Source organism: Barrientosiimonas endolithica (assembly GCF_030296655.1).
Lineage (GTDB): Bacteria > Actinomycetota > Actinomycetes > Actinomycetales > Dermatophilaceae > Barrientosiimonas > Barrientosiimonas humi.
Window position 1 is genome coordinate 1,754,169 of record NZ_AP027735.1, and the last position, 19,301, is coordinate 1,773,469.

Genomic DNA, 19,301 nt, shown 5'->3' on the forward strand with positions numbered 1-19,301 from the left:
CTCGTTGTTGCGCGTCGGGACGACGACGGTGACGAGGGGGTCTCTGGGTTGGTCATGCGTCGGCGCTCCTGGGGGTCGAGACGTCGGCGGGCGGGTGGACGGGTGCCGTGCGCGGTCGGGGTGGCGAGCCCAGGCGCAGCGCGCCGACCAGCGCCAGGACGAGACCGCCGCCGGCGAGGTAGTGCGGCCACAGCGAGTGGGCGACGGCCTCGGCGCTGACCTCGCCCAGGGCGTCACCGAGCCCGAGCAGGTAGACGACCATGCTCAGCCCCACGACGACGGCCCCCGCGAGGAGGAGGCGAGCCGGGCGTACGCCACGGCGCAGGAGCAGAACCGCGAGCAGGGAGGCGACGAACCCCGCAGCCCCTACGGCGAACGTCGCCAGCGCGACGAGCGCGACCTCCTTGGCCGGTCGCGGCCAGGCCCGCCAGGATTGGCAGGAGTGGCGGGTGCGCTGCACCGCGGGGCGCGGGTCCGGGGGTGCACGGTGGGAGCCGGTGCGCACGGTCACGACGCCGGGGGTGGGCGCGGCGTCGCGGTCGGCGGGGTCGTCGCCGCCCTCCGGGCGAGGCTTCGGACGGCGCGGCCAGACCATCAGGGTGAGCGCGATCGCCACCAGCACGACGCCGGCCGACACCCCGAGCGCGACGTTGCTCCAGCGCTGCGGGGTGAACCGCAGCTCGATCGTGTGCGGCTTCCCGTCGGGGACGATCCAGCCGGCGCTGAAGCCGTCGACCAGGACGGGGGCGCCGAGGTCGGTGCCGTCCTCCAGGGTCGCGCGCCACCGGGGGTCGATGCTGGTGCCGGCGAGGACGGCGTACGGGCCGGTGGCGCGGGTGACGCGGATCCGCTTGGCGGAGCTGTCGTCCTGCTCGATGCGCACGGTGGGCGGGGTGCCCACCGCGGTGCCGGACCGCTGGTCGGCCAGGTTGAGCGAGTCGAGCGTGAAGCCGTCGCTGGGTTCGATCCGATGGTCGCCGGCCGCCAGCGGGAGCTGGTCGCACCCCTCCCAGGCGGTGCCCGACCCCGAGCGGCCGGCCAGCCGGTCGGCGCTCGGCCGCATCAGCAGGGGCTTGCCGTCGACCTTGGCCACCTCGACGCAGGTGGCCGAACCGTTCGCGGGGGCGGTCGCGGCCCTGCGCATCCGCAGGCCGGTCTCGATCTCGGTGAACCGGGGCGGGTCGGCGCCGAGCTCGCCGGAGAGCCCGTCGATGGTGACGCGGACGGTCGACCCGCGCACGGGTTGCGGCAGCCGGATCGTCTGCTCGCCAAGCCCGATGGTGGCGGTGCGCACGGGGCGACCGTCGACGCTGATCGTGACCCGGCTGGCGAACTGCGCGTCGGCGGCGGCCGTGCGCGCGGCGGGTGCCTGCCGGATCGTGACCTGACTGATGTCGCGCTGCGGTCCGGTGAGCTGCCACCAGCTGCCGCGCAGCTGGCCGCCCGGGATCCACGCGGTGCCCGGGTCGCCGTCGGCCGCCTGCGAGGCCCGGGCTCCCGCGGCGTCGAAGTAGTAGCCGCTGGACGACGCCTGGACCGCCGGGTCGTAGCCGGCGAGCCGGTCGTACATCGGCTCCAAGGGGTCAGGACGCGGACCGTCGCGGTCGGGCGGAAGGTGCGCGCGTCGGGCAGGCTCACGAGGCGGCGCAGCTCGGACTCGCTGTCGTCGCCGGGGTCGGGCGTGTTCGCCACCCGGCGCAGCAGGACGTCCAGCGGGGTTCGCGCGAACTGCGCACGCTCGGTGGAGTCGAGCGCGGCGTAGCGGTCGGTGAGCGTGGTCGGGGTGCGCGCGGTGCGGACGGCCTTCGCGCCCGGGATGCCGATCTCGGAGATCCCGACCAGGTTGAACCCGTCGCCGCGCAGGGAGTCCACGCGCAGCGTGAGGGTCGAGGCCCGGACGCCGCCGAGGTCGAGCTGGGCGGCGCCGGTGTCGGGCAACCGCGCCGACACCGACCGCCCGCCCGCGGTGAGGGTGACCCGGTCGATGTTCACGCTGCCGATCGGTAGCTGGGACACCGGGATTCGGTTCAACGTCGTCGGTTCGGGGAGCTGGACGGTGATGGTCTGCCCGACCGCGCGACCGAAGTCGCCGAACCGCCAGGCGGTCGAGACGTCTCCGTCGATGGCGTTGTCCGCACCGGCGTACGGCAGGTCGAAGAAGGTGCCGCCGCTCATGCTGGCCGTGGCACGCGGGGTGCTCGGCAGCAGGACGGTCTGGTCGGCGGGGTCGGTGCCGAGCGTGCGGGTCTGCTCCAGCGGTTGGTCCGCCCGCAGCAGCGCGCCCTGCCCGGCGGTGAGCCGGTTGGGGATGACCTCGCGGCGCGCGTTGGTGTCGGTGATCACCATGCGACCGACCTGCGGCAGGGTCGTGCCGAGCTGCTGCGCGGCGACGTCCTGGGCATAGCGCACCATCGGGTTCCGTTGCAGCACACCGGCTTCGGCCAGCGAGGTGAAGGCGAACCCGTCACCGGCGACGATCACCTGACCGGTCGTGGGGACGGCCCGGAACGCCGTGCGTGGCTGCCGGACGTCGTAGAGCTGCACGGGCGGCAGCGAGGACTCGGCACCCGCCGCGCCGCTGCCGTCGGAGGGAAGGACGTATTGCCCCGGCCGGCCGAAGTTGCCCGCCCCGAACAGGCCGGTGTCGTTCGACAGCAACCGGTCGGTGGTGGCCGGTCGGGCGCCGCCCTCCTTCTCCCACACGGTGTCGTGGCGCAGCAGCACCTTGTCCGACCCGAGGTATCGGGCGTAGGTCGACACGGCTGTCGCCGGTGCCTGGCCGGACTGCACCGCGTCGTCGAGCGCGGCGAGGAAGTTGACGCCCGGGGCGGAGGCGTTCGGGGTGGTCTCGGGGATCACCGCGTCGCGGCGCAGGAGGGAGTTGGTGAGGTCGTCGGGGCGTTCGACGGTCCAGCGGTAGTCGGCCCGGGTCTGACCGGGCAGGAGCAGGACGCTGCTGCTGGGGTTCCCCTCGTCCGCGGCCCGCGCGGCCTGCTTCCAGTAGTCGGGGATGTCCATCGGCGAGGTGTAGAGGCGTCCGCCGACCGCGGGCAGGGACCAGGAGCCGATCAGGATCAGGCCCACGGCGAGCAGGACGGGCGGGGCGCCCGGCCGTCGCCACCAGCGCGGGAGCACCCGCACCAGACCGACGCCGATCGCGACGGCGAGCGACAGGGCGAGGACGGCTCCGATCTTGTTCGTGGTGCGGAAGGCCACCAGGGCCGGCTGCTGGAGCAGGCTGCGCAGCAGGTAGCCGAACGGCGAGGCCGGGGCGTCCTCGCCCGGGAAGATGCCGACCATCACCACGGCCGCGAGGGCGATGCCACCGGCCAGCGCGGCGCGGACGAGGCTGGTGCACCACCGCAGCGCCAGCAGCCCGAGCACGGGCCAGAGCATGGTGAGCACCATGACGAAGGGGCTCGCGACGTACACCGCGTGCTGCGGGATCCACGGGCCGACGTCGTCGCGGCCGTACAGCGGCCACAGGCCGACCCCGCGCAGCACCTCGGTGAAGGAGGACACCTGGGCGATGCCGGTGAGCGTCTCGGATCCTTGGACGATCTGGACTCCCGTGCCCCGCGCGGCGACGGCCGGGACGAGCCAGTAGAGCGAGACCCCGACGACGAACAGGGCGCAGCGCGCGACGACGCGGGTGATGTCGCGCCAGCCGAGGTGCGTCTGGGCGCGGACGGCGAGGACGACCGGCACGATCGCCAGAAGCTGCAGGAGCGGGACGACGGCGACGTTCATGCCGCTCATCGCGAAGAAGGTGAGGCCGAAGGCGGCCGGCCAGCGCCAGCTGCGCGGCTGCCGCAGACCCTGCACGAGGCACAGCAGCTGCCACGGCAGCAGGGCCAGCGGCAGGGCGATCGCCAGGGTGGCCCCGGCCTGCACGGTGTAGGGGTTGGCCAGGTAGATCACGGCCGCGAGCAGCCCGCCCCAGCGGCCGGCGCGCGGGGCGACGGCGCGCACGAGGCGGGTGGTGCCGGCGGCGGCCAGCAGCCAGAGGCCCAGGTGGAACACCTTGAACGCCATCTCCGGCGACAGGCCGACCCCGCGCAGCGCCGACAGCACCGCGAGCACCGGCAGCAGGCCGACGTTGAAGTTCGGGGCCCCCAGGTAGGGGCTGGAGTTCCACGCCGACAGCGAACGGCCGATCATCTCGGTCGGCGCGAGATAGATCTCGGGCTTGATGTCGGTGTTGAAGTGACCGAACCCGTTGAGGAAGACGACGAGCGCCAGCAGGGCGACCAGAGCACCGACCGCAGCGCGGTACCGGTTCTTCGTCCAGGAAGGCAACCGTTGTCTCCGCGGCAGGTGGGATGGGCAGCGGCCAATATAACCCGTGGGTAACCTGCGCAGGTGAGCACACACCGCGACGGAGCCCGCCGCGCCTCGCTCCAGGGAGTGCTCCTCGGCGTCGCGATGGCCGCCTCCAACGTGCTCTCCTATGCCTTCGTCGTCCTGCTGTCCCGTTCCTCGGTCCGGCCGACTTCGGCGGGTACTCAGCTCTGGCGACCTACGGGATCCTGCTGGCCGTGCCGGCCGGTGCATTCCAGGTGGTCGTCGCGCGGCGGATGAGCGTGGCGCCCGGGCCGGAGCGGACCAGCGGATGGCGTACGGCCCTGGTCGCCGGCGCGATGCTCGCGGCGCTGACCTGCCTGGCCAGCCCGTGGCTGGCGCAGCTGTTCCGCCTGCCGTCGGCCTTGTCGGTGGTGCTGCTCGGACTGTCCCTCCTCCCGCTGACGCTGACCGGCGCCTGCCAGGGGTTCTGCTGGGCACGGAGCGGCTGCGCGCCCTGGCCAGCCTGTACGTCGTGACCGCCGCCGCGCGGCTGGTCGCCGCCGGGGTGGCGGCGCTCGCCGGCTTCGGTGTCACCGCGGTGTTCGCGGTCCTGCTGGCGGCCTCGGTGGTCGCCGTCGGCTGGGGTTGGTGGTTGACGAGGCGAGAGCTGGCCAGCACCCCGTCGTCGGCCCCCGGGCTGGTGGCGGTGCTGCTGCGCTCGAACGGCACCCTCGCAGCGTTCATCGCGCTGACCAACGTCGACGTGCTGCTGGCTCGCAACTTCCTCACCGAGCACGACTCCGGCGGCTACGCGCTGGCGGCGACCTTTGCGCGCGGCATGTGCTGGGTCACCCAGTTCCTCGCGCTGCTGGTGGTGCCGCGGATGCAGCGCACGGACGCCGCGCGCTCGCTGCTCGTGGCCTGCGGGTTGGTGGTCGCGCTCGGGATGTCCGTCTTGGCGCTCGTGTCGGTCTCGCCGCGGCTGTGGATCGAGGTCGCCGGCGGCTCGAGCTATGTCGAGTTCGCCCCCTTGGTGCTGTGGTGCGTCGCACTGGGCACCGCCTGGTCGCTGGCGCAGGTGTGGCTGTTCGCCGAGATGGGCGGCTCGTCCACGGCGATGGGTCTGCTGACCTGGGCGGTGCTGGCTGGTGAGTGCGTCGCGGTCGCCGTCTGGTGGCATGACTCGCCCGAGCAGATCCTCGGCGTCGCGCTCGTCGGAGCGCTCGTCATCGCTGCGACCGGGCTCGTGCGCGCGCTGCTCTCGCACCGCGAGGTGCGCCTGGACGAGCGCTCAGTCGTTGCCGCCACGGATGGTCCGCGCACCTGAGATCGCTTGCTGCACACGGGTTTTCACCGCGTCAGGAAGTCGGCTTCCCACCGCCCACGCAACCGCGTTGAGACGGTCCTGCACCGTCGTCTGGTATCGGCGCAGCGCCTCGTCCCGCGCGCTGAGCCGCGACGGGCGTACGCGCCGGAAGACCAGGGCATGCAGGCCGTTGGCCCAGCGCGGGTCGTCGTTGACCGGTGCGTCCCAGGTGGCGGCGACCTCCCAGCCCGGGTGACGCTGCAGGAACAGCCGATGGGCCCGCTGCACCATCGGCCAGCTCGCGTCGTCGACCAGCACGAGCGCCTCGTCGGCCAGCACCGGCTCGGCCACCGCGAGGGCCAGGTAGTGCGCGAGCAGGGTGTGCTCCCCGTCGTAGAAATAGACGCCCACCGGGCGATCGATCAGCCCCGGCTTCGCGAGCAGGGCGAAACAGTCGCCCTCGATCAGCTCGACGTCGGCCTCGCCCGCGTAGGTCGCCAGGTTGCGCATCAACTCCTCCCGCGCCCGCACGCCGCTCATGCCGAACTCGCCGAAGTTCTCCATGGCATAGAACCGGCGGCTCGTGATGCCGCGGACGACGCCGCTGAGCGACCGGCCCTTGAAGGTGCCGACCTCGAGGTAGGCCTCGTTCGCCGGGAGCAGGCGCGCGGCGAGGTTGAGCACGGCCAGCTCGTTCGGCGAGGTGAAGCCGTCGACCCGCTCGGTGTGCTGGCGCCAGTACGGGTCGCGCGGGTCGTGGTCCTGCGGGTCGCCGTCGAAGACGGTCGGCAGGGCGGCGAAGAAGGCGGTGGTATCCATTCAGGTCCTCGGGGTTGCTATCTCGCGGGGTCGGGTGGTGCGCTCGCGGTGCGCGCGTTGTCGCGGACGGCGGGTGCCAGCCAGGTCCAGACCATCGCGGCGCCGGCGTCGGAGAAGTGCACTGTGTCGTGGTAGAGCGCGATGCCCTGCAACTCGGGACGGTAGCCCGAGCCGCACAGCTGGCCGGCGAGGTCGACGAGCTGCACGCCGGGTCGTCCCTTGGCCCAGTCGGCGATGACCCCGTTCGCCCAGCCCACCAGCCGGTCGTCGCTCCCTTGAGCGGCGAACGAGCGCAGCCGCGGGTCGAGCCGCTGCTCATCGATCCGGCGACAAGGGAGATTCGCGACCTGCACGCTGCGCGCCCCGGACTCCCGGGCACGTCGCTCGATGTCGCTGAGCGTGCGTCGGATCAGGTCACCAGCTGCTGGCGTGCCAGGCTCAGCCACCCCGCCCGGCACGGCGTGCGCGGTCAAGAACTGCGCGCCGGCGAGCACCAGCAAGGCCTCGTCGCCGTTGCTGCGCAGTTTCTGCGGCCACGTCCGTCGCCACTCTTCGCAGGCGGCCGGCGGCGTCTCCTGCTGGCCGTCGCGGACGTACGGCGCGTCGATGAGGTCACACCCGATCGCGGTGAGCGGATCGAGCCGGATGCCGGGGTAGTCCTCCGGGCGCCAGCCGCGGACGAGGGAGTCGCCGACTGAGTCGCCGAGGAGGCCGACCCGCAGCTCCGGCCCGCGCTGGACGTACGCCGGCTGGTCGTCTCGCAGGTTCGGCACCGCCGACGCGTCGGAGGTCGTCCACAGCGTCGTCGCGCCGAGGGCAAGGACGATGAACGACGCGGCGGGCACGACCCGAACCGCCCAGGCGCGCCGGACCACCCCGCGCACGCCGTGCCTGAGGATCGGCAGCTCCAGGTAGCGGAAGGACACCGCCGCGACGGCGACCGCGATGGATAGCTGCAGCGCGCCGAGGAACGGCTGCGGCAGCGGCGGGCTCACCCACAGGGCGATGGGCCAGTGGTAGAGGTAGAGCCCGTAGGAGATCCGACCCAGGAAGACCAGGGGCGCGACGCCGAACAGCCGGTTGATGAACAGCGGCCGAGGATCGAGAGCGCTGAACCCCATGAGGGCCGCCCCGCCCGCGAACAGCAGCATGCCGCCGCCGTTGTAGACCCACGAGCTGGTCGGGGTCAGCACGAAGATGGCACCCACCGAGATGGCCAGGCCGGTCCAGGCCAGCGCCTCGGTGGCGGGACGGGACAGCAGCGGCGCGGGTCGGCCGCGGTAGTCCGGGCTCAGGAGGAAGGCCATCGCGACACCGAGCAGGATCGCCTGCGCGCGCGTGTCGGTGCCGTAGTAGAGCCGCGCCTGGTCGCCCGGGCCGTCGTAGCCCAGCACCGCCGTCCAGACGGCCGACGCGACGGCGAGCGACAGCGCGAGGAGGAACCGTCCGCGCCGCCCCTTCACCAGGAGGCACAGACCCATGACCAGGAACGGGATCAGCACGTAGAACTGCTCCTCGACCGACAGCGTCCAGGCGTGGCGCAGCGGCGAGGGGTTGCCGAACAGGTCGAAGTAGGCGTCGTCGCGGGAGATCAACCTCCAGTTGAGGAAGAAGCCCAATGCGGCGAACGCGTCGCCGCCGAAGATCGACCGGAACCGCTCGGACTCCCAGAAGGCGGTGTGCACGAGTACCGCGGCGACCAGCACGAACAGCGCCGGCAGCACCCGCCGCCCCCGGCGGCGGTAGAACCCGAGCACGCGGATGCGCCCGGTCGCCTGCTGCTCCTTGATGAGCAGCCGGGTGATCAGGAAACCGGAGAACAGGAAGAAGTGGTTGATGCCGATCCAGCCACCGACCAGCGCGGTCGCGCCGAAGTGATAGAGCACCACGAGCATCACGAACAGCCCGCGGTAACCGTCGAGGGCGGCGTACCGCCGGCGAGAGGACGCGGCCGCCTCGTTGGCGGAAGTCACCGGCGTGAGCTCTGGTAGGCGGCACGGATCTGCGGTGCGAGCCAGGTCCAGACCATGGGGGTGGCCTCGGGCGAGAAGTGGACGTTGTCGCTGTACAGCGGAACCCCGTTCACCGTGCCCTGGAACCCGCTTGAGCACAGCACGCCGTAGAGATCGATCACGGCCACCCCGTTGCGAGCTGCCCAGGACCGGATGATGCCGTTCGCGACCACCGGGTCACTGACGGCGCGCAGCACCTGGGGGTTGGCCGTGATGTAGGCCCGTGCCTCTGCGGGCAGTGCGGAGATGTCGTCGTTCCGGCACGGCAGGGTCGCGATCTGCACCTGCCGGATCCCGGCCGAGTCGGCTGCGCGCTTCAGCCGGTCGAGCGCGTCGACGATCTTCTGCTGCTGCCGCGGATCGTCGACCTCGAGGATCGAGCCGTCGGGTTGCTGGTGGGCCAACGAGACGGTCGACCCCACCATGAAGAAGGCCACTGTCGCGCCGCTGCGGCGCAACGAGGCGGACAGCCCGGACTTGGCCCGTTTGCAGTTGTCGTCGATCCGCCACAGCTGGCCCGGACCCCAGTAGACCGGCTCGTCCAGCAGGTTGCACCCGGGCACGGCGAGGTTCGTGAGCTTCAGGTCGGGGTAGGCGTCGACCTTGCGATTCCGCATCAGCAGGTACGGGACCGAGTCGCCGAACACCGCGACGGACGTCGTGCTGGCCGCCGGGACGTACGCGGGTGTGCCCGGCACCAGCGGTGCCGTCGTCCCAGCCTGCGCGACCTGCGCGGCCGGTACCGACCCGATGGCAAGGGCTGCCGCGACCACGCCGGCCAGGGCAGTGCCCGTCAGGACCCGACCCGACCGAACCCGGCGCCCGAGCCCGCGCAGCCCGTGCCGCAGCACGGGCTGCTCCAGCAGCTCGAAGGAGAGCCCCGCGATCAAGAAGGTCAACGTCATGCCGAGGGCCAGCTTCAGCGGCACTGGCGCGGTGGGGATCACCTGCTCGAGCCACAGGTGGATGGGCCAGTGCCAGAGGTACAAGCCGTATGCCAGTCGCCCGCAGTACGCCAACGGACCCCAGCCCAGGATCCGCTGTAGCAGGCCGCGGCGTGGGTCGGCGCACGCCATCACCAGACCGGCGAAGGCCAGGCAGAACAGCAGCATGCCGCCACGCTCGAACATCCATGGCTCGAACGGCCGGATGACGAAGTAGGCCAGGAGCATCGCGCCCAGCCCGGTCCAGCCGACGGCAGCGACGACCCAGGGCGGGGGCTGGCGCCGCGCGCCACCCGCCCGGGCCGGCGCCAACCACATGGCGAGCGCCAGGCCGACGAGCAGCGCCTGGCTCCTCGTGTCGGTGCCGTAGTACGCGTGCGCCTGGGCGGCCAGAGTCGCGATCCCGACCTGAGCCGTCCACCAGGCCGAGATCCCCGCGAGCGTCAGGAAGGTCATCACTCGCGCGGCTCGAGAACGGATCAGCCGCATGGCCAGCAGGACGAGGAAGGGCGCCACCGCGTAGAACTGCTCCTCGACGGCCAGCGTCCAGGCGTGCCGCAGGAACGAGGGGTTGCCGAAAACCTCGAAGTACTGGTCGTCCCCGAGCACGAGCCGCCAGTTCATGACGTAGCCCAGGGTGGCCAGCAGGTCACCGCCGAGCTTGGCTCGCACGGCGGCGGGCGCGAGGAGCAAGCCATACGCGGCGAGGACGCCCAGCAGGAGGAACAGCCCGGGCAGCAAGCGCCTGGCCCGCCGGCGATAGAACGCCAGGACGGTGATCTCGCCGAACCTGGTCTGCTCGGCAATGAGCAGGCGGCTGATCAGGAAGCCGGAGAGGACGAAGAAGACGTTGACGTTGACCCAGGCGCCCTGCAACCAGCTGACGCCGAAGTGGAACGCGATGAAGGTGAGGATCGCCAACCCACGGACGCCGTCCAGCGCCGGTCGATGGTCACGGACCCCTTGGCTGCCAGTGCTCCGCGGACTAGCGGTCTGTGTCACTGCCTGTCTCGGCGCGACGCCCAGCCCGCGTCGGCAGGTCGGTAGCGTCGGCGGTCTCGTCCGGGCCGTCGTTGCTCACGGCGTCGTCGCTCGCGCGTGGGACTCGCGCCTCCGTGCGGCGGTCGAAGCCGAACAGCAGCGCGCCGAGCACTCCCACGATGAGGGCTGCAGCCAGGGTCGCCAGCGCGCGCAGCTTGTAGACGGTCGGGATGTCACCGCAGATGTTCTTCGGGAAGTTGTCGGTCGGCGGGTTCTGCGCCGATCCGCACATGAACGGCTGGCCGGTGCCGGAGAGGATGTACAACGGCACGAAGTACCAGTAGACCGCCACCGCCACCAGGACGAGAGCGACGATCAGGCTCACCTTGGTGCCTGTGCGCGGCGTCAGGACAGTACGGGTCTCAGGGACTTCCGAGGGCATGGGCGGCATCCTAACCACGCTGGTGACGCGCTTGTCTACTCTTGGGTAAGTTCGGAACCCGCGCACCCGCGACGGACGAGGAGAAGGCTCGTGGCATCCCGCGCACACGCCTCGCTGCCCTATCGGGCAGGGCTGGATGGACTCCGCGGCATTGCTGTCGCGGGCGTCGTGGTCTATCACCTTGCGCCGCAGACCTTGCCCGGTGGCTGGTTCGGGGTCGACCTGTTCTTCGTGCTCTCCGGCTTCCTGATCGGTTCGCTGCTGCTCAACGAACAAGACCGTTGGGGCAGGATCGACCTCACCGGATTCTGGCTAGCTCGGGCCCGGCGGTTGCTGCCCGCGCTCGTGACGGTGCTCATTGCCGTAGTCGTGGCGACGGCCCTGTGGGCGCCGGCCGGCCGCCGCGGGGCGATCGGCTGGGACACGATCGCGGCTCTGGGGTACTTCGCCAACTGGCGCTTCCTCGCCAGCGACGAGGCGTACTTCGGGCAGATCGCGCTCCCCTCGCCCCTGCGGCACACGTGGTCCCTGTCGATCGAGGAGCAGTTCTACTGGGCCTTCCCACTGTTGCTCTCGCTCCTGGCGATGGTGGCCCGGACCCGTCGGGGGAAGGCGCTCTGGCTGGGCGGCCTCGCGTTGTTATCGGCCTGCTGGATGGCCTGGCTCTACGTCCCCGGGACGGACCCCAGCCGGGTCTACTACGGCACCGACACGCGTGCCTTCGAGCTCCTGGTCGGAGCGGCCGCGGCCTGCTTGTTCTCGAGAAAGGACTTCGGCGATCAGTCGGCCGCCCCCAGGGCAGGTGGTTGCAGCCGGCCGCCTGGACCGGGCTGGCGCTCGTCCTGGTCGCCTTCATCACCCTGGACGAGCAGTCCGCCGTGCCGTTCCGCGGGGGCTGTTCGTGCTTGCAGTAGCTGCGCTCGGCCCGATCCTGGCCGCGGCACACCCCGCCAAGGGAGGCCTGCAGCGAGCCCTCGCGTGGGAGCCCTTGCGTCGACTGGGCCTCATCAGCTATTCGCTCTACCTGTGGCACTGGCCGGTGGTCGTGTTCCTCAGCCCCGAGGTGACAGGGCTCCAAGGAGCGGTCCTGACCACCGCGCGCCTGGTCGTGTCTCTCGTGCTTGCCGCAGGGACGTACAGGTTCATCGAACAGCCCATTCGCCGTCAGGGTTTCGGGGCCTTGTTCCAGCGGCGGGTCAACCCCAGCCGGCTGACTGCGGGGCTGTCGATACCGCTGGTCATCTTCGGAGCGCTGGCTCTGCCCTACACCAGCCCCCAGACTCCGTCGGCCGGCGCTGCGTCGCCAGCCGAGTCGGCCCAGCTGCCGCAGCCCACCTACACGCCGCTGGCGACGCCATGGCGTGCGGTTCTGCTCGGCAACTCAGTCCCGGCCAGTCTGCTGAGCGCGCTGGACGGGGCCGCTTACCCAGACCTGACGATGTCGGGTGTCGTCAACTTCGGGTGCGATCCGTTCGCCGGGAAGAAGGTCCTGGACGGGGGCAAGCTCCAGGCAGAGACGGCCGAGTGCGCCGCCTGGAAGAAGGCCTGGCCCGGCGAGATCAAGAAGGCTCGCCCCGATGTCGTCGCGTTCATGATTCCCCAGACCCTGGTCAGCGACTTCAACGTCGGCGGGCGCCGACTGGCGTTCGGCACACCGGCGCACGACCAGTTCATCGCTGACTCCATGACGCAGGTGCGAGCGGCTACGTTGGCGACCGGGACGCGCACCTTCGCGGTCATGACCTTGGCCTGTCACGACGTTCCCGACTTCGGAGTGTCGGAGGAGCAGAGCCGCGTGAACGACATCGATCGGGTCCGGCGAGTCAACAGTGTCGTGCGGTCCTGGGCCGGCCGGAACGACGTCCCCGTCATCGACACGTTCGGGGCGCTCTGCTCGGGCGGCTTCAAGCCGAATGTCAACGGCGTGCCGCTGTACCGCGACGGCCTGCACTTCACCGACACATCGGCGCCGCTCATCTGGCGCTGGCTCATGCCTCAGCTGCAGACCGCGGTCCGGGAGAAGACGCCGTCGTGAGCGGCGGCGTGCACAGCGCGGTCGTGCTCGCGGGTGGACGCGGCACGCGGATGGCAGACCTGACCCGTTCGGTGCCGAAACCCCTGCTCGCGGTGTCCGGCCGCCCGCTGATCGGCTTCCAGCTGCAGCGGCTCGCCGACGCGGGAGTGACCCGGGTCGTCGTGGCGACGGGATACCTCGCCGCGCAGTTCGAGGCGACTCTCGGGGACGGGCGCAGGTGGGGAGTGCAACTGCGCTGTGTCGAGGAGTCCAGCCCGCTCGGCACGGGCGGCGGTCTGGCGCATGCTCTGCGCAGCAGCCCGCTGGCCGACGATCCCGCTGTGCTGGTGGTCAACGCCGACCTGCTGTCTGCCCATGACCTGTCCGCACAGGTCGGACTGTTCGAAGCCGCTGCGGCGCAAGCGTGCCTCCACGTCCGCAGGGTCAGCGATGTCCGCTCGTTCGGGCAGGTCACGCTGCAGGACGGCGAGGTCGTGCGGTTCGAGGAGAAGCCCGAGCGGCCGACCGGTCAGCGGAGCGGTCTGATCAACGCCGGGACGTACGTCGTCACGCCCGAGCTGATCCTCGACTACTGCCCGCCGGGCGAACCTCGCTCCCTTGAGCGTGCGGTGTTCCCCGCCGCAATCGCAGACGGTCGCCGCCTCCTGGGCTATCGCGAGGACGCAGAGTTCCTCGACGTCGGGACGCCGGGCGCGCTCCGTCTGGCGCAGGACCACCCGGCACTGGCATCGGTGGGATGGGTCTGAGTCCCGGGTCCGCTCAGTGGGCGGCCGCATGCCAGGACTCGCCCAGCCCGACGCTGACGTCGAGCGGGACGTCCAGCTCGACCGCGGCGCCCATCTCACGCCGCACCAGCGCCTCTAGGTCGGCGGCCTCCCCGGCGCCACCTCGAGCACGAGCTCGTCGTGCACCTGCAGCAGCATGCGGGACTTCGCTGCGGAGTCGGCCAGGGCGGCGTCCACCCGCAGCATGGCGAGCTTGATGATGTCGGCGGCCGACCCCTGGATGGGCGCGTTGAGCGCCATCCGCTCGGCCATCTGGCGCCGCTGCCGGTTGTCCGACGTCAGGTCGGGCAGGTAGCGCCGGCGCCCCAGCATCGTCTCGGTGTAACCGGTCTTGCGGGCGTCGGCGACGACCTCGCGCAGGTAGTCGCGCACTCCCCGAACCGTAGGAAGTACTCGTCCATCAGCTCCTGCGCCTCACCGGTGGAGATCCCCAGCTGCTTGGACAGCCCGAACGCCGAGAGGCCGTAGGCCAGGCCGTACGACATCGCCTTGACCTTCGACCTCATCTCGAGGGTGACCCCCTCGGGCTCGACCCCGAACACCCGCGCGCCGACGAACCGGTGCAGGTCCTCGCCGGTGCGAAACGCCTCGATGAGGCCGGCGTCGCCGGACAGGTGGGCCATGATGCGCATCTCGATCTGGCTGTAGTCGGCCGACATCAGCGACTCGAATCCCGGTCCGACGACGAACACCTCGCGGATGCGGCGGCCGGCCTCGGTGCGGATCGGGATGTTCTGCAGGTTGGGCTCGACCGACGACAGCCGCCCGGTGGCCGCAATCGTCTGCTGATAGGTCGTGTGGATGCGCCCGTCGTCACCCACCGACTTCTGCAGCCCCTCGACCGTCACCCGCAGCCGCGAGCTGTCGCGGTGGCGCAGCATCGCCTCCAGGAACGGGTGCTCGGTCTTGGCGTAGAGGTCGGACAGCGCGTCGGCGTCGGTGGTGTAGCCCGTCTTGGTCTTGCGCGTCTTGGGCAGCTGCAGGGTGTCGAACAGGACGGTCTGCAGCTGCTTGGGCGAGCCGAGGTTGATCTCCTCGCCACCGATCGCGTCGTAGGCGTCCTGCTGGGCGGCGCGCACGCCGTCGGCGTATTCGCTCTCCAGCCGCTCCATCGCGTCGGTGTCGACCGCGACCCCGCTGCGCTCCAGACCGGCCAGCACCCCCACCAGGGGCAGCTCGAGGTCGGCCAGCAGCTCGGTGCCGCCGGTGCTGGCGAGCTCGTCGTCGAGCCGTTCGGCCAGCTCGCGCACGGTCTCGGCGCGCTCCATGGCCTGCTGCGCCTCGGCCGGCGTGCCGGTGTCGCCTAGGTCGAGCAGCCCTTGGCCGGCCGACTCCTGCTCGGTGCCGAGCTCGCGCCGCAGGTAGCGCAGCGCCAGGTCGGCCAGGTCGTAGCTGCGCTGGTCGGGCCGCACGAGGTAGGCCGACAGCGCCGTGTCGTGCGTGACACCGGCGAGGGTGAACCCGCGGGCCGCCAGTGCGTGCCGCGGCACCTTCGACTCGTGCAGCGCCTTCGGGCGCTCGGCGTCGGCGAGCCAGTCGCCGAGCGCCTGCTCGGCGACGGGACTGAGCGACTCGAGATCGACGTACGCCGCCGCGGACTCTCCCGCCACGGCCAGCCCGCGCGCGTCGCCCGCGCCGCGGACCCAGGAGCCGAGCACCTGCACGCCGGTGCGCGTGCCGGCGGGGGCGTGCTGGGCCAGCCAGGGGCCGACCTCGTCGGCGGCGATCACGGCGCCCTCGACCTCGATGGCCGACTCGGCCTCGGCCTCGACCGACTCCAGCGTCTGGAACAGCCGGTCGCGCAGGACGCGGAACTCCAGGCCGTCGAAGACGGTGTGCACCTGCTCGCGGTCCCACGTCTGCCGCTCCAGCTCGCCGACGCTCACGTCGAGCGACAGGTCGCGCAGCAGCTGGTTCAGGCGCCGGTTGCGCAGCACGCCGTCGAGGTGCTCGCGCAGGCTGTCGCCGGCCTTGCCCTTGATCTCGCCGACGTGGTCGACGATGCCGGGCAGGTCGCCGTAGAGCCCGATCCACTTGGCCGCGGTCTTCGGGCCGACGCCGGGGACGCCGGGCAGGTTGTCGGACGCCTCGCCGACCAGTGCCGCCAGGTCGGAGTAGCGCTCGGGCAGCACGCCGTATTTCTCGTCGACCGCCTCGGGCGTCATGCGCGCGAGGTCGGAGACGCCCTTGCGCGGGTAGAGCACGGTGACCTTGTCGGTGACCAGCTGCAGCGTGTCGCGGTCGCCGGAGCAGATCAGCACCTCGTCGAACCCGTCATCGAGCGCCCGCGTGGTGAGCGTCGCGATGACGTCGTCGGCCTCGTAGCCGGGCGCCTCGACGTAGCGGATCTTCAGCGCGTCGAGCACCTCGTGGACCAGCGACACCTGGCCCTTGAACTCGTCGGGCGTGGCCGAGCGGCCGGCCTTGTATTCGGCGTATTCCTCGGTGCGGAACGTCTGGCGGCTGACGTCGAACGCGACCCCGATGTGGGTGGGCTCCTCGTCGCGCAGGACGTTGATCAGCATCGAGGTGAAGCCGTAGACGGCGTTGGTCGACTGCCCCGTGGTGGTCGAGAAGTTCTCGACCGGGAGGGCGAAGAAGGCCCGATAGGCCAGGGAGTGTCCGTCGAGCAGGAGGAGACGCTTCACGGATGAGAGCCTAGGACCCACCACCGACATCAGGAGGACCCCCGCCATGACCGACCCCACCGCCGGCAGCAACCTCGGCGACGTGCTCGACCTGGAGACGATGAACTCGTTCAACAAGGGCACGCTCGCCGAGCGCATGGGCATCGAGATCCTCGAGGCGTCGCCCGGGAAGGTGGTGGCCCGCATGCCGGTCGAGGGCAACACCCAGCCGTACGGCCTGCTGCACGGGGGCGCGAGCGTCGTGCTTGCCGAGACGGTCGGCTCGATCGCCGCGGCGATCGCCGCGGGTGAGGGCCGCGCGGCCATGGGGCTGGACATCAGCTCCACGCACCACCGCGGCGTCCGCTCCGGCTACGTCACCGCGACCGCGACGGCGCTCTCGGAGGGTCGGTCCGTCGCGACGTACGACATCGCGATCGTCGACGACGACGGTCGCCGGGTGAACACCTCGCGCCTGACCTGCGTCCTGCGCGACGCCCCCACGAAGGCCCAGTGACCCACCGGGTCGATACCGACCCGATCGGCACGTTTCAGGGGCGTACGCCGCGACCCACTGGGTCGATACCGACCCGATCGGCACGTTTCAGGGGCGTACGCCGCGACCCGCTGGGTCGATACCGACCCGATCGGCACGCCGGGCGGACTCCTAGACCCCGGTCTCCGGCTCTACCTCGGGGTGCCGCAGCCCGTGCCGAGCGCGCTCGCGCAGCGACCGACGGCGGCGCACGATCTCCTCGGTCGTCGAGGTCTGCTCGTCCGCGCCGAGCCGGCGGTGCAACGCCCAGGTGGGCGTTGACCGGGCCGTCACCTGGGCGGCGAACCCCAGCCGGGCGAAGTAGCGGTTGGTGTGCTTCTCCCCGCCGGCACGCAACTGGTGACCTGACCGACGCCGCACAGGTCGGCGTACGTCGCGACCGCGCCCAGCAGCGCCTTGGCAGCACCACGACGCCGGGAGCCAGGCGTGACGTAGAGCTGGTCGATCCAGACCGCGCTCTCCTCACCGAGCCCGCTGAGCGGGCTCACGGTGGCCGCGACGAACCCGATCGGCTGGTCGTCCTGCTCGGCGAGATAGACGCGTACGTCCTCGCGCGCCAGCGCGGTGCGCAGGCGCCCTTCGCGCACGGCCCGGTCGGCCCAGTCCGCGCTCTGCCCGGTCGCGGTGCGCGCGGCCACCCACAGGGGGACCAACCGGTGCTCCTGCTCCGCGGTCACCCGCGAGACGGCGATGCCACCACGGCCCAACGTCTGGCTCCGATCTTCGGCCCCGATGCGCACCGGTGCTCCGGCGCGGCGGCAACACTACGCCTCGACGATCGGTCCCAACAATTGAACCCGCAAATGCCCCGGCGGGGCGGTCAGCCGGGCTACTCCGCCGCGGCGCTCGGAGTGGCGACCGGCGCCGGTGCCGCGTCGGCTGGGGTGGCAGCCGGCGCGGGCGTCTGGGCCGGTGCCGGCTCGTCCGCCGCAGGAGCCGAGTCGGACTCGCGCGCCGACTCCTTCGCCGCGGACGTCGAGCTCGGCGCCGGTGCGTCGGAGCTGGTCGGCGACTCGGTCGTGCTGGACGACGAACTCGAGGTCGACGACTTGGCCGGCGTGGTCGTGGGGCAGCATTCCTGCGGTCCGGTCGTTGGAATGAAAACCCGTGTGTCGATCGGTTGATGCGGCGTGGGGTCGCTCCCCTGCTCCTCCGTGTGCCCCCACGTCACCCTCATGTTGAGGTAGAAGTCCTGGTTGGCCGAGTTGCTGCTTTCGGCCCGGAACTCGACGTCCACGCAGGTGTTCGCCTTGACCAGATAGGGCAGCCTGGGAGCGTAGTTCGTCAGCTGGAGCTTCGTGCCGTCGGTCGTGTAGGTCACGGTGTAGATGTAGATGTCTTGGTTGCTCCGGTTGCAGACCTCAAAGGTGAAGGCGTACCCCTTGCGATAGCCGTCACAGCTGCCACCCGGCTGCTTGCAGGCGCCCCCGAACTCAAACGTGAGCCCACCACCCGACGACGCCGACGCCGGCGCCATCTGCCCGACCATGATCGCAGGGGCGGCCCAGGCCGCACCCTTGACGAGGGTGCGCCGGCGGGGACCGGTGCGGACATTCTGTGCTTCGACCATCGGGACCACCTTGGGGACTAGGGCCACCAGCCCCTCCCGGCATGGCGTACCCGCGGCTGCCAGTGTGATCCGCCGCTGACCCCCGGTGCCCAGTGTTCACGGAACAGCGGGCGAACTGAAAGAATCCAGTTCCCCGCCGTCAGTCCTCGCCGAGGTAGGCCTTACGCACCGCGTCGTTGGTCATCAGCTCGCGCCCGGGCCCGTCGAGCACGATCGACCCGACCTCGAGCACGTAGCCCCAGTCCGCGAGCTTCAGCGCCGCCTGGGCGTTCTGCTCGACGAGCAGGATCGTGGTCCCCCGCTTCTGCAGCGTGCGCACCGTCTTCATGATCCGCTGCATCATCAGCGGCGACAGGCCCATCGAGGGCTCGTCGAGCATGAGCAGCTTCGGCCGGCTCATCATCGCCCGGCCCATCGCGAGCATCTGCTGCTCACCGCCGGAGAACGTCCCGGCGGGCTGCTTGCGCCGCTCGCGCAGGATCGGGAACAGCTCGAACGCCTCCTCCAGATCGTCCTGGATCGCCTTGTGGTCGGTGCGCGAGAACGCCCCGAGCTGCAGGTTCTCCTCGACGCTCATGCGCGGGAAGATCCGCCGCCCCTCGGGCGACTGGGCAAGCCCGAGGGTCACGATCTCGTGGGCGGGTACGTCGTCGATCCGCTTGCCCAAGAACGTGATCGAGCCGCTCTCGGGGCGAAGCAGCCCGGAGATGGTGCGCAGCGTCGTGGTCTTGCCGGCACCGTTGGTGCCGATCAGGGTGACGACCTGGCCCTCCTCGACCGCGAACGAGATGCCCTTGACCGCGGCGATCTTGCCGTAGGCGACGGTGAGGTCGCTGACCTCCAGCATCGGGCTCACGGGCGCTGCTCCTCGGGTCGTCGGTGCCCCGGTCGTCGTCGGCGAGATCGGCCAGGTCCTCGCGCACGATCTCGTCCATCTCCT

15 protein-coding genes and 2 pseudogenes are annotated in these 19,301 nt (G+C 71.3%); 6 read left to right on the forward strand and 11 right to left on the reverse strand.

Features of this window, described 5'->3' with window-relative positions:
• Positions 1-52 precede the first annotated feature (52 nt).
• Together QUE40_RS08920 and QUE40_RS08925 are read right to left on the reverse strand one after the other, a co-directional pair.
• A complete protein-coding gene (locus QUE40_RS08920; protein ID WP_289233146.1) occupies positions 53-1,093 on the reverse strand; it encodes a hypothetical protein in 1,041 nt (346 codons plus the stop codon).
• Positions 1,063-4,299: an alpha-(1->3)-arabinofuranosyltransferase domain-containing protein gene (locus QUE40_RS08925; protein ID WP_289232926.1), complete on the reverse strand. Its 3,237-nt coding sequence runs from the start codon at positions 4,297-4,299 to the stop codon at positions 1,063-1,065. Before QUE40_RS08925 ends, QUE40_RS08920 begins: the two co-directional genes overlap by 31 nt.
• A gap of 239 nt (positions 4,300-4,538) precedes the next feature.
• Here QUE40_RS08925 and QUE40_RS08930 point away from each other — a divergent pair, with 239 nt between their 5' ends.
• Together QUE40_RS08930 and QUE40_RS08935 are read left to right on the forward strand one after the other, a co-directional pair.
• Positions 4,539-4,820 (forward strand): hypothetical protein, encoded by a 282-nt coding sequence (locus QUE40_RS08930; protein ID WP_289232927.1) that lies wholly within the window; start codon positions 4,539-4,541, stop codon positions 4,818-4,820.
• Positions 4,817-5,611, forward strand: a complete 795-nt coding sequence (locus tag QUE40_RS08935; protein WP_289232928.1) for a hypothetical protein — start codon at positions 4,817-4,819, stop codon at positions 5,609-5,611. Before QUE40_RS08930 ends, QUE40_RS08935 begins: the two co-directional genes overlap by 4 nt.
• Here the strand turns inward: QUE40_RS08935 and QUE40_RS08940 are convergent.
• The 4 genes from QUE40_RS08940 to QUE40_RS08955 form a co-directional block, all read right to left on the reverse strand.
• Positions 5,576-6,409, reverse strand: a complete 834-nt coding sequence (locus QUE40_RS08940) for a class I SAM-dependent methyltransferase (protein ID WP_289232929.1) — start codon at positions 6,407-6,409, stop codon at positions 5,576-5,578. The two genes, QUE40_RS08935 and QUE40_RS08940, sit on opposite strands and share 36 nt — an antisense overlap.
• Before the next feature lie 17 nt (positions 6,410-6,426).
• The gene (locus QUE40_RS08945; RefSeq protein ID WP_289232930.1) at positions 6,427-8,382 is read right to left on the reverse strand and encodes an acyltransferase family protein; all 1,956 of its coding nucleotides are present in this window, start codon (positions 8,380-8,382) and stop codon (positions 6,427-6,429) included.
• Entirely contained in the window at positions 8,379-10,286 is a 1,908-nt protein-coding gene (locus QUE40_RS08950; RefSeq protein ID WP_433997061.1) for an acyltransferase family protein, read from the reverse strand. The genes QUE40_RS08945 and QUE40_RS08950 overlap by 4 nt, the downstream gene beginning before the upstream one ends.
• Positions 10,287-10,350: 64 nt before the next feature.
• The gene (locus QUE40_RS08955) at positions 10,351-10,788 is read right to left on the reverse strand and encodes a hypothetical protein (protein ID WP_289232932.1); all 438 of its coding nucleotides are present in this window, start codon (positions 10,786-10,788) and stop codon (positions 10,351-10,353) included.
• A gap of 168 nt (positions 10,789-10,956) precedes the next feature.
• Between QUE40_RS08955 and QUE40_RS19140 the strand changes: the two are divergent.
• The 3 genes and pseudogenes from QUE40_RS19140 to QUE40_RS08965 form a co-directional block, all read left to right on the forward strand.
• Positions 10,957-11,496, forward strand: a pseudogene (locus QUE40_RS19140) (acyltransferase family protein); the annotation flags it as partial.
• A gap of 280 nt (positions 11,497-11,776) precedes the next feature.
• A complete protein-coding gene (locus QUE40_RS08960; RefSeq protein WP_289232933.1) occupies positions 11,777-12,823 on the forward strand; it encodes an acyltransferase family protein in 1,047 nt (348 codons plus the stop codon).
• Positions 12,820-13,569, forward strand: coding sequence for a nucleotidyltransferase family protein (locus QUE40_RS08965; RefSeq protein ID WP_289232934.1), 750 nt, complete (start codon positions 12,820-12,822; stop codon positions 13,567-13,569). The genes QUE40_RS08960 and QUE40_RS08965 overlap by 4 nt, the downstream gene beginning before the upstream one ends.
• A 13-nt stretch (positions 13,570-13,582) precedes the next feature.
• Here QUE40_RS08965 and polA read toward each other — a convergent pair.
• Positions 13,583-16,256, reverse strand: a pseudogene (polA, locus tag QUE40_RS08970) (DNA polymerase I).
• Between the two features lie 46 nt (positions 16,257-16,302).
• On the opposite strand from polA, the gene QUE40_RS08975 reads away from it, so the two are divergent.
• Positions 16,303-16,752 carry a PaaI family thioesterase gene (locus QUE40_RS08975; protein WP_433997062.1) on the forward strand — a complete coding sequence of 150 codons (450 nt, stop codon included), beginning with the start codon at positions 16,303-16,305 and terminating at the stop codon, positions 16,750-16,752.
• Positions 16,753-16,902: 150 nt separating this feature from the next.
• On the opposite strand, the gene QUE40_RS08980 is transcribed toward QUE40_RS08975, so the two are convergent.
• The 4 genes from QUE40_RS08980 to QUE40_RS08995 form a co-directional block, all read right to left on the reverse strand.
• The gene (locus tag QUE40_RS08980) at positions 16,903-17,064 is read right to left on the reverse strand and encodes a hypothetical protein (RefSeq protein WP_289232935.1); all 162 of its coding nucleotides are present in this window, start codon (positions 17,062-17,064) and stop codon (positions 16,903-16,905) included.
• Positions 17,061-17,468: a GNAT family N-acetyltransferase gene (locus tag QUE40_RS08985; protein ID WP_289232936.1), complete on the reverse strand. Its 408-nt coding sequence runs from the start codon at positions 17,466-17,468 to the stop codon at positions 17,061-17,063. Before QUE40_RS08985 ends, QUE40_RS08980 begins: the two co-directional genes overlap by 4 nt.
• A gap of 152 nt (positions 17,469-17,620) precedes the next feature.
• Positions 17,621-18,361 carry a hypothetical protein gene (locus tag QUE40_RS08990; RefSeq protein WP_289232937.1) on the reverse strand — a complete coding sequence of 247 codons (741 nt, stop codon included), beginning with the start codon at positions 18,359-18,361 and terminating at the stop codon, positions 17,621-17,623.
• A gap of 139 nt (positions 18,362-18,500) precedes the next feature.
• Positions 18,501-19,208, reverse strand: coding sequence for an ABC transporter ATP-binding protein (locus QUE40_RS08995; protein WP_289233049.1), 708 nt, complete (start codon positions 19,206-19,208; stop codon positions 18,501-18,503).
• Between the last annotated feature and the right edge of the window lie 93 nt (positions 19,209-19,301).